Source organism: Stenotrophomonas aracearum (genome assembly GCF_031834615.1).
Taxonomy (GTDB): domain Bacteria; phylum Pseudomonadota; class Gammaproteobacteria; order Xanthomonadales; family Xanthomonadaceae; genus Stenotrophomonas; species Stenotrophomonas aracearum.
In genome coordinates this window covers 2,201,479-2,218,631 of the sequence record NZ_CP115543.1, presented here as the reverse complement: position 1 = coordinate 2,218,631, position 17,153 = coordinate 2,201,479, and the positions used below count along the sequence as shown (strand labels likewise).

9 protein-coding genes and 2 pseudogenes are annotated in these 17,153 nt (G+C 67.5%); 9 read left to right on the top strand and 2 right to left on the bottom strand.

The features are described 5' to 3' along the window. Window positions 1-165: 165 nt before the first annotated feature. On the top strand, window positions 166-507 hold the full coding sequence (locus tag PDM28_RS10150) for a hypothetical protein (protein WP_425507591.1): 342 nt from the start codon (window positions 166-168) through the stop codon (window positions 505-507). Here PDM28_RS10150 and PDM28_RS10145 read toward each other — a convergent pair. After that, a complete protein-coding gene (locus PDM28_RS10145) occupies window positions 413-1,549 on the bottom strand; it encodes an alpha/beta hydrolase family protein (protein WP_311181853.1) in 1,137 nt (378 codons plus the stop codon). The two genes, PDM28_RS10150 and PDM28_RS10145, sit on opposite strands and share 95 nt — an antisense overlap. A gap of 11 nt (window positions 1,550-1,560) precedes the next feature. Then, window positions 1,561-2,955 carry an FAD-containing oxidoreductase gene (locus PDM28_RS10140; protein WP_311181852.1) on the bottom strand — a complete coding sequence of 465 codons (1,395 nt, stop codon included), beginning with the start codon at window positions 2,953-2,955 and terminating at the stop codon, window positions 1,561-1,563. 119 nt (window positions 2,956-3,074) lie between these two features. Here PDM28_RS10140 and PDM28_RS10135 point away from each other — a divergent pair, with 119 nt between their 5' ends. The 8 genes and pseudogenes from PDM28_RS10135 to PDM28_RS19275 all read left to right on the top strand — a co-directional run bounded on the left by PDM28_RS10135 (window position 3,075) and on the right by PDM28_RS19275 (window position 17,092). After that, window positions 3,075-3,986: an alpha/beta hydrolase gene (locus tag PDM28_RS10135; RefSeq protein WP_311181851.1), complete on the top strand. Its 912-nt coding sequence runs from the start codon at window positions 3,075-3,077 to the stop codon at window positions 3,984-3,986. Window positions 3,987-4,185: 199 nt separating this feature from the next. Further along, window positions 4,186-5,499 (top strand): ATP-binding protein, encoded by a 1,314-nt coding sequence (locus PDM28_RS10130; RefSeq protein ID WP_311181850.1) that lies wholly within the window; start codon window positions 4,186-4,188, stop codon window positions 5,497-5,499. Window positions 5,500-5,601: 102 nt separating this feature from the next. Next, on the top strand, window positions 5,602-6,675 hold the full coding sequence (locus PDM28_RS10125) for a hypothetical protein (RefSeq protein ID WP_311181849.1): 1,074 nt from the start codon (window positions 5,602-5,604) through the stop codon (window positions 6,673-6,675). A 345-nt stretch (window positions 6,676-7,020) separates the two neighbouring features. Then, window positions 7,021-7,704 carry a hypothetical protein gene (locus PDM28_RS10120; RefSeq protein WP_311181847.1) on the top strand — a complete coding sequence of 228 codons (684 nt, stop codon included), beginning with the start codon at window positions 7,021-7,023 and terminating at the stop codon, window positions 7,702-7,704. A 101-nt stretch (window positions 7,705-7,805) separates the two neighbouring features. Next, window positions 7,806-8,096, top strand: coding sequence for a hypothetical protein (locus PDM28_RS10115; protein WP_311181845.1), 291 nt, complete (start codon window positions 7,806-7,808; stop codon window positions 8,094-8,096). A gap of 393 nt (window positions 8,097-8,489) precedes the next feature. Then, window positions 8,490-11,063 (top strand): annotated as a pseudogene (locus PDM28_RS19285) (autotransporter-associated beta strand repeat-containing protein); the annotation flags it as partial. A 126-nt stretch (window positions 11,064-11,189) separates the two neighbouring features. Continuing rightward, window positions 11,190-15,784 (top strand): annotated as a pseudogene (locus tag PDM28_RS19280) (beta strand repeat-containing protein); the annotation flags it as partial. A gap of 15 nt (window positions 15,785-15,799) precedes the next feature. Next, the gene (locus tag PDM28_RS19275) at window positions 15,800-17,092 is read left to right on the top strand and encodes an autotransporter outer membrane beta-barrel domain-containing protein (RefSeq protein ID WP_425507659.1); all 1,293 of its coding nucleotides are present in this window, start codon (window positions 15,800-15,802) and stop codon (window positions 17,090-17,092) included. The last annotated feature ends 61 nt before the right edge of the window (window positions 17,093-17,153 follow it).

Here is a 17,153-nt window from a genome sequence, read left to right as displayed (position 1 = left end):
CCGCCCAGTGCACCACATGCCGCTCAGCGCAGCGTCCGTAGTGGTACTGGGCTGCGCTGCGTAGTTCTGCTTAGTACCTGTGTCGAAGGCGTGTTCAGGCGGGCTGCACATCCAGTCGACACCGCGCTGCCTACAGTGGCTGCAACCCAGGAAATGGCGTCCCGCGTGAATCTGCAGCCCCTGCTCCATAACCCCCTTCCGCGGCGTCCGCTGCCCGATACCTGCCGGTTCGAACTGCTCGATGTCAACGCACTGCAGGACCCCTGTAGTGGGCGCATCGTGCATCTGTACTCGATGGTGGCGCGCTGCCAGTTGTGCGAGACGGTCTTCAAAGCGCAGGAAGGCGAGGGCTTCGTCAGCACCTCGGTCGCCCGCGTGCTGCGCTGCCCGGCCGGTTGTGGCGAGCAGGCGCTCAGGGGCGCTGTGCTTCGCCAGTGGACCCCGCCGGTGTCGCCCGCGCCGCTGCACTCTGCATCGCCACTGCATCCAGCACCTGTTGCGGCGTGAACTGGCAGTGCCCGCTCCCCACCGGGGGCAGCTGGGCAAGCTGTGAGGCCGCACCCGCCTTGCGCGCCAGTGCCGGGTAAACCGGTTCGAAGCGGGGCGTCACCGACGGATCGTCCAGGTTGTATTGCAGCACCAGTGGCCTTTGCAGTGCACCGGTCATCGCCAGTTCGCGTGCCAACTCCGCCGCTGCCTCCGGGTCTGCCGAGATCCGCCGAACGCCCGCGTTGAACGCGGTGTCGTCGCCGAAACCGGAGTACACCGTCTGCTGGTTCGAAACCGGCACCCCGCCGCTGCGTTTGACCAGCTCCTGAAATACCAGGGTGTGAAGGCTGATCGTGCCTGCCAGTTCGCCCGGTTTCAGCTCCAGGCGCCGGGACAAGGTTGCGGCGGCCACTGGATTGGACTCGAAGGCCGCAGTGATCGCGTCATAGGTCTCGCCTTGGGGCATCGCCGCGGCAGCCGGCGAGATCAAGCCTCCCTCTGGCAGGCCTTTCGCATCCGGGAAGAAATACTCGAACGCGACCAGCGAGGTCAGCATCTCGGCGGCCAGCACGTCGCCCGGCAGGTTGGCACCGCACATTGAAACGCCGCCGCTGTAGTGCTGCGGCAGTCGTTCCAGCGTGCCGATGGCCACCGCGCCGCCCATCGAGAAGCCGATGATCCAGCTGTGCCGGGTGTCGGGGTGCTGGGCGACGAATTGCGCGCGCAGGCGCTCCAGGTCCGCAATCGCATCGGTGACCGCCCAGCCCTGGCTGCTGTAACCGCTCTGCGCAACGGCGTAGCCGGCCTGGGTCAGCGCTTCGGTCCAGGCGTTGCCGGGCCACGGGTCCGGTCTCGGCGTGCCGATCGGCTCGAAGCCATGGGCGTACATCACAAGTTCGCCATTCCAGTGGGCCGGCATGTCCAGGCGCCACGGCGCGCCCTCCAGGGTGCCGGTCTCGGTGCGGGTACCCGGGGCCTCCGGAGCCTTGCTCCACGCCGGGGGAAGCAGCAGGGCCGTGCACAGCCCCAGGTACAGCGACAGCCAGCGTGCGTTGCGCATCCAGTTCGTCCTCAGTCAGCCGCTGGCGCAAGATCGACCAGCAGGGTGGGAATCAGCTCGGAAACCGTCGGGTGGATCGGCACTGCCCAGCGCAGTTCATCCAGCGGACGGTCGGCGCTCATCATGTCGAGAATGCCGTGGATCGCCTCGTCGCCGCCAGTGCCCAGGATCGCCGCCCCGAGGATGCGCCGGGTTTCGGCGTCGGCAACCACCTTCATGAAGCCCTTGGTTTCACCTTTCTCCACCGCGCGCCCTACGGCGGTCATGGCGCGCTTGGCGAACAGCAGGGGTCGGCCGGTCTTTGCTGCTTCGGCTTCGGACATACCCGCGCGGCCCAGCGGTGGGTCGATGTACAGCGCATAGCCCGGGACGCGCTGGCTGACCCGCCGGTCCTCGCCGTCCAGCAGGTTGGCGGCCACGATCTCGAAGTCGTTGTAGGCAGTATGCGTGAACGCGCCGCGGCCATTGCAGTCGCCCAGCGCCCATACGCCGGGCACGGAGGTCTGCAGCTGGTCATCCACCGTGATGAAGCCGCGCTGGTCTTTCGTGATGCCGGCCGACTCCAGGCCCAGGTCGTCGGTGTTCGGACGCCGCCCGATCGCGATCAGTACATGGCTGCCGATGGCGCTCGTTGAACCAACAGCCACTTCCACGCCGTCGGCATGCGGTTTGAATGCGATTTCGTCCGCGCCGGTATGCACGTCGATGCCTTCGTCCTCCAGGATATTCCGTACCGCCGCTGACACGTCCGGATCCTCGCGCGAGATCAGCCGGTCGGAGCGCTCGATCACGGTTACCTTCGCCCCAAAGCGCCGGTACATCTGCGCGAACTCAAGTCCGATGTAGCTGCCGCCCACCACCACGAGGTGGCGGGGCAGGGTAGCGAGCTCGACCATGCTGCTGTTGGTGAGATAAGGCACCTCCGCAAGACCTGGCATGTCCGGCACCGAAGCGCGTCCGCCCACATTGATGAAGATGCGGGGCGCAGTCAGCCGTTCGCCGTCGACCACCACGGTATCAGCGCCATCGAAACGCGCGTGGCCTCGGATCAGCGTGACGTTCGGCATGCTGCCCAGCCAGTCCTCGTTGCTGCTGCGCGAATCCAGGATGACCTTCCGCGCGCGCGCCGCCACCACGCCCATGTCCACGCTGACCGGGCCCGTTGTGAAGCCATACTCCGCGCCGCGCCGGGCGGTGTGCGCGGCGTAGGCGCTGGCAACCAGCGTCTTGGTCGGCTTGCAGCCGGTGTTCACGCAGGTGCCGCCTACGTAGTGGCGTTCGATGATCGCCACCCGCATGCCGGCCGCGTGCAACCGCCCCGCCAGCGCGGGACCTGCCTGCCCGGTACCGATGATGATCGCGTCGAACGCGCGGGGAGAGGCGCTGGATGCAGCAGTGTCGGACATGGCGGGGATCCTTTCAGGTGTCTTGTATGATCCCGGAGGCGGCCAGTGGAGGCTGTTTCTGGAATCACCATGGAGATGATGCGTTGAACTATCTGGTAGCAGGTGTTGTGGTTCTGTCTATGCTCGCCGGGTGCGCCAAGCCCCCCGTAACCGCCGCCGCGGCCGCCGGGGATGCGTCGCCGCCACGCCAATCAGCGCCTGAAAGGGCCTCTGCGTTGGGTGGACAGCGCGGCCAGGGCCTGCCGTATGAAGTCGTGGGCAGCGAAGTCCATGACGTGAAGGATCCGGTCTCCGGCCGCACCTACCAGGTCTTCGTCGCGCTGCCGCCTTCGTACGCCGACGCGCCCGACCGCAAGTACCCGGTCCTCTACGTCACCGACGCGGACTACGCGTTCCCGCTGGCACGCCAGATCGGTCGGCGGTTGAACGTTGAAGGACCGAAACTGGATGAGTTCATCCTGGTCGGCCTGTCCTACGCAGTGGGCGATGAAGGCATGCCGAGCCGCCGCCGCGATTACACGCCCACCCCGAAGGGCCCCAGCAGCGCACCGCCCGACGCCGTGCATGGCGGTGCCGCGCCCTACATCACCTACCTGCGCGAGCAGGTGCTGCCCTACGTAGCCGGACACTACCGCACCGACGAAACCCGCCGTCTGCTGCTAGGCCATTCCTACGGCGCGCTGCTCGGCACCCAGATCCTGTTCACCGACCCGGGCCTGTTCGCCGGCTACATCGTCGGCAGCCCCTCGTACTGGTACGACCACAACGTGATCGACCGTTTCGAAAAGGACTACGCCGCCGGCCACGACGACCTGCCGGCGTCGGTCTACATGTACGTGGGCGAGTACGAAACCCCGGCCTTCGGCAACGACGCCGACATGGTCGCCGACGCGCGGCGGATGGAGGCAGCGCTGCGTGCCCATCGCTACCCGTCGCTGCGCCTGAAGCTGGACGTGCTCAACGACGAAGACCACCTGAGCGTGGCCCCGCGCGGCCTGACGCACGGCCTGAAATACCTGCTGCAGCGGTAGCGACACGCCATGCGTGTCCACGTATCCCCTCATCGCGCGATCAGACATCGCGAGGTCACGCGCGGCGTGTCGCTACGCGTCCAGGTCCGCGATCGCAGGGATCGATGCGGCAAGGGAATGAATGATTCAGGTTCCGCAGTACTCACGCGGCAATCACCCGGTGATAATCTTCCTACAACCGTTTACACCCGATGGATTGATGGATCGATACCGCCAGATCGTGGAGTTGTCTGAGGACTGCGTCAAAGAGTTGGACCTTGCCGGAACCGTTGTCGCCATCAATGACAACGGACTGAAGCTGTTCCGGGCCCAACAGCCGTCGGACATGCTCGGCAGGAAATGGAAGGCGCTCTGGCCGCTGGCCACCCAATCGCTGGTCGAACACGCTCTCTCCGCTGCGCTGCGCGGAGAGAAGGCAGGCTTCGAGGCTTCCGCGCTGGACGGGCAGGGCATGCTGCGCGACTGGAGGGTGCGCGTTGGCCCGCTGCGTGACGATGGCCGGATCATCGGCGTGCTCGCGGTCAGTTCCGATGTCACCGCGCGCAATGCAGCACTCGCCGCTGCCGATGTACTTGGCGCTGCGTTCGATGCAAAAGCCGATGAAGCCGGGGCGCTGCTCGCCAACGCGGCAACGCGCGAGGCCACCCTCATCAATACCCTGCGCGAAAGCCAGTCGCGGCTGTTGGCGACCAACCTGGCGTATCAGGAACTGGAGGTGCGTCACTTCCAGGTGAGCCAGGGCCGGGACTTCGCCGTGGCCGCCCAGCGTGCGGCGGAACTCATTGCCGAACATGCCCAGAAGGGCGAAGCGGTGGGGCAGCTGCTGGCCGGCGTGGTACATGACCTCAACAACTTCCTGCACTCGGCCACGACCGCGATCGATCTGGTCATGGCCAGTGGCGAGCTGGGGCCGAAGAACACCGGGCTGCTGACCGTTGCCGAAGCCGCGCTGGAGCAGGGCGCCGAAATGTCGCAACGGCTTATTGGTTTCGCGCGCCAGCATCCGTACCGTCCCGAGGCCGTCGAGCTGGCGGCGATGGTGACGAAAATGGAGCCACTCCTGCATCAGGCGGTTGGGCAGGGCATCGAGCTTGTCGTGGATCCGGGCGACTCCACCTGTTGTGCGATGGTCGACCGCAACACCCTGGAGCGGGCGCTGCTGAACCTGGTGGTCAACGCGCGCGACGCCTGCACGTCGGGCGACACCATCCGGGTGACCACGGGCCATAGGGTCGTCCCGGGCGACGACAGCAGTACCGCACGGGTCCCCGGTTCCTACCTCACCCTATGCGTGTCGGATACGGGCTGCGGCATGAGCGAGGAGGTGATGGCGCGCGTGTTCGAGGTGTATTTCACCACCAAGCCGCCCGGTGAGGGCTCAGGTCTCGGGTTGCCGCAGGTCCATAGCGCGGTACGGCAGGCCGGGGGCTTCGTCACAATTACGTCCGCGCCGGGCGAAGGCGCCACATTCGAACTTGCATTGCCGCGCGTGATGGGCGACAGCGCGTCGTAATCACATCGCGCAGATTCCCGGGTCTCGCCGCGTTCACGACGCATCGCGCAGCCTCCGGCTTACAGCTGCAGTCGCAGTTCAAGACCGGAGAAGCACGTACCGATGAACACCCGAATGGAATACCCCGAACGTGGCGCGGTGGCGCCCGATGTCGCGATCATCAATGAAACCGTGGTACCCAGCGCGCCGGAAAGCGCGGTGTCGTGGGGTGCCATTTTCGCGGGCGCTGCCGCGGCGGCGGCTCTCTCGCTGATTCTTCTTATTCTCGGTGTTGGCCTGGGCCTGTCCTCGGTGTCGCCGTGGTCGTTCGAGGGCGTCACCAAGGAAACCTTTGGCTGGGGCAGCATCGCGTGGCTGACCTTCACCGCGCTGGCCGAGTCCGGCCTGGGCGGCTACCTGGCCGGTCGCCTGCGCACCAAGTGGACCCGCCTGCATGGCGATGAAACCTACTTCCGCGACACCGCGCATGGCTTCGTTTCCTGGGCCGTGGCCACGCTGCTGACCGCCGGCCTGCTTACCTCCGCCATTGGCGGCGTGCTCGGCGTTGGTGCGAAGGTTGCCGGTGCCACTGCTGGTGCTGCCGCGTCCACCGCCGGCGTAGCAGCGGCGGGCGCAGGTTCCGCAGCTGCGATGGATTCGCGGGAAGGCGACCTGGGCTACTGGGTGGACTCGCTGTTCCGCCGTGCCCCGGGTCCGGACGCCGGCCCTGGCGCTGCGCCGATGGGTCCGGTCGATCCGGCCGCGCCGCCCGTGCCGCCGGCCGGTGTGGCCGGTCCGACCGTCGCCGGTGCCCCCGCGCCGCGCATGGCGCCGCCGCCGCGTCCGTTGCCGGGCGCTGGTCCGGGCGACCGCCGTGAAGTGCGTGCCGAAGTGAACCGCATCATCGTCACCAGCCTGCAGTCGCAGGGCCTGAGTCCGGCCGACCAGCAATACCTCGGCCAGCTGATCGCCCGTGAAACCGGCATGAGCCAGGCCGAAGCCGAAGCACGCGTGGCCGACATCCAGACCCGCATGCGCGCTGCGCTGGAAGAGGCGAAGAACACCGCCAAGCAGGCGGCGGATGATGCCCGCAAGGCCACCGCTTACGCCGCGCTGTGGCTGTTCATCACCCTGCTGATCGGCGCCTTCTTTGCCAGCCTCACTGCCACATGGGGCGGCCGTCGCCGCGACCTGTAACGAGAACGAGTAGAGGAGAACCAAAATGAAGATGTTGCTGCTGTGGGCACTGGGCGTGCCGATTCCGCTGCTGATCCTGTGGGCGATCTTTACCTGATTGGCCCGCCATTGAATGCGACAGGCCATCCTTTGGGTGGCCTGTTGCGTTTCTGGCGCCGGAGGGATCTCGTGGGACACGCATGGCGTGTCGCTACACAGCACACTCGCAACGCGTGTCCCCATGAACCCCTCCGCGTAGAGACACGCCATGCGTGTCCCACGTACACCATGCTGCAAGGCAGCGGGGCCTGCGCCCCCATCACCGGTATCGTCACGTTCCATATCACCCACCGGAATGGAAGCAGCATGCAGTTGATCGGCAGCACGGCCCTCGCACTCCTCGGCACCCTGGCCCTCAACGCGTATGCAACCGACGCCCCGGGGCCCAAGCGACCCAGCGTTGAACAGCTTCAAAAGCTCATCGTCGACAAATCCCCGCAGACGCACGTCGAAAAGCCTGACAACGACCGCATCACCGCGCGCCGCATCGACATCGTCGACGAGAAGGGCACCATCCGGATGACCCTGTCCGGGCAGACCCCGGCGCCGATCATCGACGGCATCCAGTACAAGCGCGCCTTCAACGTCGCCGGCATGGTCCTCTATGACGACAAGGGCAGCGAGCGCGGCGGCTTCGGCACCGCCGACGTCAACGGCGGCATGGCCGTGCTGGCACTGGACCACCCGGCAATGGACGCGATCGGCTGGCGTGTATCGCCCGACGGCGAAGTCCGGTTCTCGATCAACCAGGCACCGCCCCTGATCCGCGAACCCAGGCTCGACAACCGCCTCATTCCCGGGGTGGCTACGCCCACCCGCATTGAAATGCTGGTAGGCGCCGACGGCACCCCGGCCATAGCCTTGAATGACAAGTCCGACCGTCCACGCTTGCGCCTGACCGTCACCCAGGAAGGTTACGGCGCCATCGAATTCCTCGACGCCCAAGGCAAGGTCATCCACACCCTGGCCCCCGAAGCCGACCTGCGTTGACCCTTGGCGTAGTGCCGGCCGCCGGCCGGCTCCACCCACACTTGACCGAAACGCGCCGGCACCGAAAGATAGCGCCACAACGCCCATCTCAAGGATCGACCATGGCCGGCATCATCGGAGACCTTCTCGAAGGCATCGTCGACTTCGTAACCGACGTGTGGCTGCTGCGCCGCCAGCGCAGCGCACGGGGCCGCCCGCAAAACGCCTGGCAGGACGACGCCGCGGATATGGTGGTGCTCAATGCATGGGCGATAGGCCTCGGCATCGCCGCATTCGCCGTCGCCGCGCTCATGTTCTTCCTGCTCAAGCTGCCGCTATGGCTTTGCATGGCACCCATCGTCGCCGTAGGCATCTACGTTGGGTATCGCTGGTTTGCCTTGGCGCGCGCCTGAAACGCCAGACGGCACGGTCTGCATGGACTGCACATAGGAAGATATGCATTCAATGCGGGTGCAAGTTGATGTAATCAGGCGCGTATCGCACGCAGCTGTGAAAGCTATCGTGATTTCATTTCACTGATTGCGTTTAGAAACCGAAACGTCGGTAATCGGATAAAGGGTGACGCACTACTCGCTTTTCATGGCGACGTCCAACGTGCCGTTCACCGCTTCGCACCCAGGATGAATCGCACGAGACACGCACATCCGCAGCAGCGGACGCATGCGGCGAGCGCACCGGACGACGTTTCCAACACTGCTCATACCTCGCGACGGCGGCACGGCCCGCTGATTCCCTATTGAAGTCCCCCAGGCACGACTGTGCCTGTCGTTCATTGGAGAAATGCGATGCAACAGGTACGAGTGAAGCGCGGCGTCCAGGTGGTTCCTTCCCGTTCTCCGCGGCTTCGGCGCCATCCACTGGGCGTCAGCGTACTGACTGTGCTGCTCGCAATGTCAGCGGTCACCGCAATACCAACCGCCAAGGCCGCGTGTACGACAAATGGGGCGATCGTCACCTGCACGGGTGCCGCCAATCCGCTGGCTCCGTCCTATGCATCCTCGGCGAGCAATCTCACCGTCAACGTGCAAAGCGGTGCCAGCATCGGCGTGCTGCTCGGCATCGGCGGCACCGCGCTGCAGCTCACCGGCGACAACGTCACGCTCAACAATGCCGGCAACATCGATCCTTCGCTGCTCGGCCTGATTTCGCTGCTGAGCAGCGGTACCGTGGTGGGCAACAGCACCGCCACCCAGGTGACCGTGAACAACCTGGCCGGCGGCCGCATGTACGGCACTGGCGCGCTCGCCAATGTAAGCCTGCTTGATTTCACCGGCCTGGCGCTGCGCGCCACGACCGCCAGCAACGGTACGGTCAACATCAACAACGCCGGCATCATGGGCGGCCAGCCGCTGATCGGGGTCAACCTGCTGGGGTCGGACATTCCGGTGGTGGCGGTCAGCGGCGGCGGCCGCGTGAACATGGTCAACAGCGGCAACATCGACGGGCGGATCGCTTTCCAGGCCTCGGCAGCAGGCAACACCTTCGTCAACAGCGGCAACATCAACGGCAGCGTGTCGCTGGGTGCCAACAGCACCAACACCTTTACCGCCGTCACCGGCTCCACCTTCACTGGCAGCGGTGGCGCGCTGGAGCTGCTGGGGCCGGGCGGGCTGCTGTATTTCGCGCCCACCGGCGTGGTCGACGGCGGCCGCGGCGGCAACAACACACTGGCCCTGCAGAATCCCGGCAACGCGGGTGCCAGCGGCACAGGCGTGCTGGAAAGTGACCGCTACATCAACTTCAACACCCTGCGGGTGGGCAGCGGCAGCTGGACCCTGACCGGCACCCGGACATTCGCTGTCGGGCAGCTCAATGGCGGCGCGCTGCTCACCGGCAACGCGGGTCTGTTCGTCGGGCAGATCGTCGGCAACGGCGGTGCGCTTGAAGCCACCACGTCCGGCCTGAGCTTCGCGCCCAGCGACGGGATCCGGCTCGACGCGGGCGGACTTGCCGTGCAGGGCGCAAACAGCCTGACCTTCGCGGGCCCTGTGGGCGGCACCGGCGCGTTGACCAAGAACGGCACCGGAGTGCTCACCCTGGCCGGCGCCAATACCTACGCCGGTGGCACCACGCTCAACGCCGGCACGATTGCACTGGGCAACAGCACCGCGCTCAGCACCGGTGCGGTAACGGTCAACGGCGGCAGCCTGTCCAATGCGGGCGCCCTGACCTTTGCCAATGCGTTCACCCTCAATGCTGGTTTGACCCTGCCGGGCACGGGTGCACTCACATTGACCGGACCGCTCAGCGGCGCCGGTGGGCTGGTCAAGACCGGCGCAGCGGATCTCACCCTGACCGGCGCCAACGCCTACACCGGCGGCACTACGATCAGTGCAGGACGGCTGGTACTGGGGAACAACGCGGCAATGGGAAGCGGTGCGTTGAACGCAAGCGGAGGCCAGCTCGACGGCACCGCTGCGCTGAGCCTCGGCAACGCGATCAACCTTAGCGGTCCGCTCGGCGTCGGTGCCAGCGGCAACCCGCTGGCCCTGGCAGGCACCATCGCCGGGACCGGCAGCCTCACCAAGCTCGGCACCGGCACGCTGGCCCTCACCGGCAACAACACCTACAGCGGCGGCACCACGGTCAACGGGGGCGCCGTGCAGGTGGGGGGCAACACGGCATTGGGCAGCGGCGCGCTGACCGTGGCCGGCGCCTCGGTGCTGGACGCTACGCAGGCGGTCTCGCTGGGCAATGCAGTACAGCTCAATGCCGCGCTGAATCTTCCGGGCAGCCAGAACCTCGTGCTGGGTGGCCCGATCAACGGCACTGGCGCGCTGGTCAAGACCGGTGCGGCCGCCCTCACGTTGGGCGGCAACAATGGATACAGCGGCGGCACCACGCTGGGTGCAGGCAGCCTGCTGCTCGGCAGCAACAGTGCACTGGGAAGTGGCGCACTGCTGGTCAGCGGTGCGGCGGCGCTGGACGCCACCCAGGCCGTTGCCGTCGGCAACGCCGTGCAACTCAATGCCTCGCTCAACGTACTCGGCAACCAGGATCTCGCGCTGGGCGGCGTGATCGATGGTGCCGGCGGGCTGGTCAAGGACGGCGCGGCCACGCTCGCGCTCAACGCCGCCAACACCTATGCAGGCGGCACTGCGCTCAACGCGGGCACCCTGCAGCTTGGCAACAACGGCGCGCTCGGTACCGGCGCTCTGAACGTACAGGGCGCCTCGCGGCTGGCGACCGGGGCCGCACTGAGCGTCGGCAACGCGATCGCGTTGGGCGCTGCGCTGACCATCGACAACGCCGACAGCCTGGCGCTGGGCGGGGTGATCAGCGGGGCGGGCGACCTGGTCAAGACCGGCGCAGGCGAACTGCAGTTGCAGGCCGACAACACCTTCAACGGCAATCTCGACATCCAGGTGGGTCAGGTCGTGGCGGCCACGCCCGGTGCGCTGGGACAGCCGCAGAGCGTCATCATCGCGGGCGGGGCAGGGCTTACCCTCGCCGGTGGTGGCAGCCTGGCGGCCGTAAGCGGCGACGGTACGCTCGGCATCGGGGCCGGCGCCAACCTGCAGGTCGGCGGCAACGACGCCAGCAGCGTGTTTGGCGGCCAGCTCACCGGCGCAGGCAACCTGGAGAAGATCGGCAGCGGCGTGTTCCAGTTGGCCGGCACCGGCAGTCTGGGCGGCAGCACCACGGTGACCGCTGGGGTGTTCGACGTCGCCGGGAGCCTGGCAACCACGGCGCTCAACGTGGCCAATGGGGCCACGCTGCGCGGTGCCGGTAGCATCACCGCGCCGGTCACCATCGCCGACGGCGGTCGCCTCGGCCTGACCAGCGGCAGTACGCTCAGCACAGGCGATCTATCGCTTTCCGGCGGCTCGATCATCGACGCCGGACTCGGCGTGCCCGGTGACGGCCTGCTTACAGTGAACGGCAATCTCACCCTCGACGGCACGCTCAATATCAGCGACGTCGGCGGCTTCGGCAGTGGCGTGTACCGGCTCATCGACTACACCGGCGCCCTGACCAACAACGGGCTGCTTTACGGCACCCTGCCGGCGGGCGTCACGCTGCCGCAGCTCGCACTGCAGACCGCCATCGGGCAGCAGATCAATCTGGTGGTCTCTGCGCCCGGTGAGGTCGTGCAGTTCTGGGACGGTACGCAGACAGTGGCCAATGGCCTGGTCGAAGGCGGCACCGGCACCTGGGGCAGCGACACCAACTGGACCGGCGCTGAGGGGCTGGTCAATGCCGGCTGGGCCAACGACTTTGCCGTATTCGGCGGTGTTTCGGCGGGCGTGGTCACGGTGGAAGGCACGCAGGCGGCCCGTGGCCTCCAGTTCGCCATCGATGGCTACCAGCTGGTAGCGGGCGCCAACGGCCAGCTGCAGCTCGACGGTGCACCCACCCCCGTGCGCGTAGGCGCGGCTGCGACCGCAGTGCTCGATGTGCCGCTGGTCGGCAGCGGCGCGCTCCAGAAACTGGAGTCCGGCACGCTGGTACTCAACGGCGCCAACACGTATGCCGGTGGCACCCAACTCAATGGCGGCACCCTGATCCTGGGCAATGGCCAGGCCATCGGCGCCGGCCAGCTGTCAGCCGCCGACGGGACCACGCTCGATGCCAGCACCGCGCTGGCGCTGGGCAACACCGTGGATCTGGCCGGCGCGCTGTCGATTGCCGGCAGCAATGACCTCATTCTTTCCGGCGCCGTCGGCGGCGCTGGCAGCCTGGTCAAGAACGGCGCGGCCACGCTGACCCTGGGTTCGCCGAACAGCTATGCCGGCGGCACCCAGCTCAACGACGGCACCGTGCGCGTTGACGCCTCCGATGCGCTGGGTTCCGGCGCGCTGATCGTGGCCAACGGCACGCTCGACAGCGGCAATGCCGTGGCGCTGGGCAACGCCGTGACCTTGAACGGCGGGCTTACGTTCGCCGGCAGCAACGACCTCACGCTGTCCGGGTCGATTGACGGCGCCGGCGCGCTGGTCAAGAACGGAACCTCCACGCTGGCGCTCACCGGCGCCAACAGCTACAGCGGCGGCACCACCCTCAACGCCGGTACGTTGTCGATCGGCAGCGACACCGCATTGGGGGGCGGCACGCTCAGCGTCGCCGGCGCCTCCACGCTGGCTGACGTGGGCGCCATGAACCTCACCAATGCGATCGACCTTGGCGCAGCCCTCGCAGTAAACACCGCAGACGACCTGCTGCTCAGTGGCAGCCTCAGTGGCAACGCAGGCCTGGCCAAGGGGGGCAGCGGCAACTGACCCTGTCCGGCGCCAATACCCTCGGCGGCGCCTTCGACGTGCAGGCCGGACGCCTGCAGTTGGCCGACGCCGCCGCGCTGGGCAACGTGGCGCAGGCCAGCGTGGCCAGCGGTGCCACGCTGGGACTCAACAGTGGTGCGCTGGATGTCATCAGCGGCAGCGGTGCGGTCGACCTGGCGGCCGGCAGCACGCTGCAGCTGGGTCGCAATGACGGGTCCGGCAGTTTCGACGGCACCCTCGGCGGCGCCGGCAGTCTCGAAAAGATCGGCACCGGCACGCTGGCGCTCGGTGGCAACAGCGCCATCGGCGGCGCCACGCAGGTCAGTGGCGGCACGCTGCAGGTGGATGGCACGCTGGCGTCGGCCGGGGTCAATGTCGGTAGCGGGGCTACCCTGTCCGGCGCCGGAAGCGTCACTGCACCGGTCACCGTCGGCGCGGGCGGTCGCCTGGGCCTGCGCAGCGGCCAGACCCTCACCACCGGCAGCCTCGCGCTCGACGCGGGCTCGAACCTCGACGCGGCGCTCGGCGTACCCAGCGATACCCGCGTGCTCGCCGTGAACGGCGACCTCGCACTCGACGGAACGCTCAACGTCACGGATCTGGGTGGCTTCGGCGATGGCGTGTACCGCCTGATCGACTCCACCGGCGCGCTGACCAACAACGGCCTGTCGCTGGGCTCGCTCCCGGTCGCCGTGCTGCCGGGCCAGTTGCTGGTGCAGACCGCCGTGGGCCAGCAGGTCAACCTGGTGGTGTCGGCGAGCGGCAGCACTGTGCAGTTCTGGGATGGCACCGAAGTGGATGGCGACGGTGTCATCCAGGGCGGCGCCGGTACCTGGGACGACGGCACGCATTGGACCGACCAGGCCGGCGCGGACAATGCGGCCTGGAACCAGGGCTTCGCGGTGTTCGGTGGCGAAGCCGGTGGCGTTGTTGACGTGGTCGGCACCCAGGCCATCACCGGCCTGCAGTTCACCCGTGACGACTACAACCTGGTCGCAGGGGCAGACGGCCAACTCCAGCTCAATGCGCTCCCCACGGCCGTGCGCGTCGATCCCGGCGTGACCGCCACGCTGAGCCTGCCGCTGGTGGGCAGTGGCAGCCTCGACAAGCGTGACTCGGGCACCCTCATCCTCGACGGCATCAACACCTACAGCGGCGGCACTGTGCTGTCCGGTGGCACGCTGGTGCTCGGCAACGATCAGGCGATTGGCAGCGGCGTGCTGACTGCAGCCGATGGCAGCACGCTCGACACCGGCGAGGCCATGACGTTGGCCAATGCAGTTGCCCTGAACGGCGCGCTCACGCTGGCCGGCAGCAACGACCTCACCCTGGCGGGCGTGGTCAGCGGCAACGGTGGGCTGGTCAAGCAGGGCGACACCACGCTTACCTTGGATGCGGCCAATACCTACAGCGGCGGCACCGCACTGCAGGCCGGCACGCTACTGCTGGGCAACGCGCAGGCGCTGGGCACCGGTACGCTCAGTGCCGCCGACGGCACCGCGCTGGATACCACTGCTGCCGCGCAGCTCGCCAACAACATCGCGCTCGACGGCACGCTCAACCTGGTCGGCAGCAATGACCTGACCCTGGCCGGCAACATCGCGGGCAGCGGTGGGCTGGTCAAGGACGGCGATACCACGCTGACCTTGACCGGAACGAACAGCTACGGCGGCGGCACCACGGTCAACGCCGGCACCCTGGTAGGCAACAGCGCCAGCCTGCAGGGTGGCATCGCAAATGAGAGTTCCGTCATTTTCGACCAGGCCGACGACGGCACCTTCACCGGCAGCATCAGTGGCAGCGGCACCCTGACCAAGCAGGGCGGCGGCGCGCTGCGGCTGGCGGGCGCCAACAGCTACAGCGGCGGCACCACCGTCGCGGCTGGCACGCTGATCGGCGACACCGACAGCCTGCAGGGCGACATCACCGACAACGCCGCACTTGTGTTCGACCAGGGCAGCGGCGGTACCTATGCCGGCGTCATCAGTGGCAATGGCTCGCTGGTCAAGCAGGGCGGCGGCACGCTGGCCCTCACCGGCGCCAACAGCTACAGCGGTGGCACCACCATCAACGCCGGTACGCTGCTCGGCGATACCACCAGCCTGCAGGGCGACATCGTCGACAACGCCAACCTGGTGTTCGAGCAGGGCGACGATGACACCTTCGCCGGCAGCATCAGCGGCAGCGGCACGCTGACCAAGCAGGGCTTCGGCGTGCTGCGCCTGGCCGGCATCAACAGCTACAGCGGTGGCACCACCATCAGCGCCGGTACGCTGGTCGGCGACACCACCAGCCTGCAGGGCAACATCGTCGACAACGCCAGCCTGGTCTTCGACCAGGGCGAGGACGGTACCTTCAGCGGTGCGATCTCCGGCACCGGTGCGCTCACAAAGGAGGGCGAAGGCGCGCTCACCCTGGTCGGCAGCAACAGCTACAGCGGCGGCACCACGGTGGACGCCGGCACGCTGATCGGCAACACCAGCAGCCTGCAGGGCAACATCGCCAACAATGCAGCAGTGGTGTTCGACCAGGCCGCCAACGGCACCTATGCCGGTACGCTCTCGGGCGACGGGAGCCTGGACAAGACCGGTGGCGGCACGCTGCTGCTCAGCGGCAACAGTGCCGACTTCACCGGCACCACTACGGTCAGCGCGGGCGCGCTGGGCGTGGGCACCCCCGCCACGCCCGGCGCGGCGTTGGGCGGTCCGGTGGTGGTGGGCAACGGCGGCACGCTGTTCGGCAACGGAAGCATCGGCTCGCTCGATGTGTCCGGCACGCTGCTCAGTGGCGGCGACGAAGGCTCGCTTACCGTGGTGGGCGATGCCGCAGTGCACGGCGGCTCCACCTGGCAGATCACGCCCACCAGCGGTGGCACCGTGGTTCCGGTCAGCATCGGCGGCAAGCTGCAGATCGACCCGGGCGCTACGCTGCAGCTGGACCACAGTGACCGCTTGCCGGTCGGCTCGCCGATCAGCATTGCCAATGCGGGCGGCGGCGTCACCGGCAACTTCAGCCAGGTAACCGACGAATTTGCCTTCCTCGACCCGTCGGTTACCGCTGGCGGCGGAGGTTTGTCGCTGACCCTGGAACGCGACGGCACCACGGTGCCTTCGCAGGGCGAAACCCCGAACCAGGTGTCCGTGGGCGGCGCGATCGAAACGCTGCCGGTCACCAGCCCGGTGTTCAACGCGGTGATCCTGCTGCCTGATTCGCCGGGGGCGGTGACCCAGGCGCTGAGTGCGCTGTCGGGTGAGAGCCATGCCAACACGGCGGTGTCGCTGCTGGACAACCGCTTCCTCACCGACGGCGTCGGTCAGCGCCTGCGTGGACAGGCCTTCACCAGCGAAGTGGGCGCCAACACCGCATGGTTCAGTGCCCGTGCGCTGCCGCGCCGGATCGACCCGAGTGGCGGCATGCCGGGCCTGCGCACCCGCGATGAAGGCGTCATGGCCGGTATCGACCGCCGCTTCGGCGAGAACGTGGTTGCGGGTATCTCGGTGGGTCGCCAAGACATGGAAAGCTGGTCGCGCGAGTATGACGACACGGCTGACATCGACGCCAATCACGTCGGGCTGTATGCCCAGGCCGATTGGGGCCGCTTCAGCCTGACCGGTGGTGTGGATTACGCGGACTACGATATCGAGAGCCGCCGCCAGGTCACCATCGGCAGCACCCTCGATGAGCGGCTGAACGCCGACTACGACGCCCAGGCCATCAGCGGGTACGTGGAAGCGGCCTGGACCTTCGAAGCCGGTTCGGCCCGCTACACCCCGTACCTCAACGTCACCCACACCCGTCTCAAGACCGACGGCTTCACCGAACAGGGCGGCGTTGCTGCGCTTTCCGCGGACAGTCAGCGCGACGACTACACCAGCGCCACGCTGGGCGTGCGTGCGGCCTGGGACCTGGGCCAGCGTGCCCGGCTTGAAGCTGGCCTGGGCTGGCAGCACGCCTTCGGCGACACGGACCTCAGCCGCACCATGCGCATGGCGGCCGGAAGCGGCTTCGAGGTGCGCAGCGTCGCATTGGCCGAGAATGCGGCAGTGGGCGAGTTCGGCATAAGCCTGCAGACCTCGCAGGCCAGCCGCCTCTCGATGATGCTGCAGGGCGCCAGTGGTGACGGCGAAACCGCGTACGGCGCGCAGTTGACCTGGGGGTGGAGTTTCTAAGCCACCGCGCCCCGGTGGAAAACAAAGGCCCCGCAATGCGGGGCCTTTTCGTTTGCGTTTG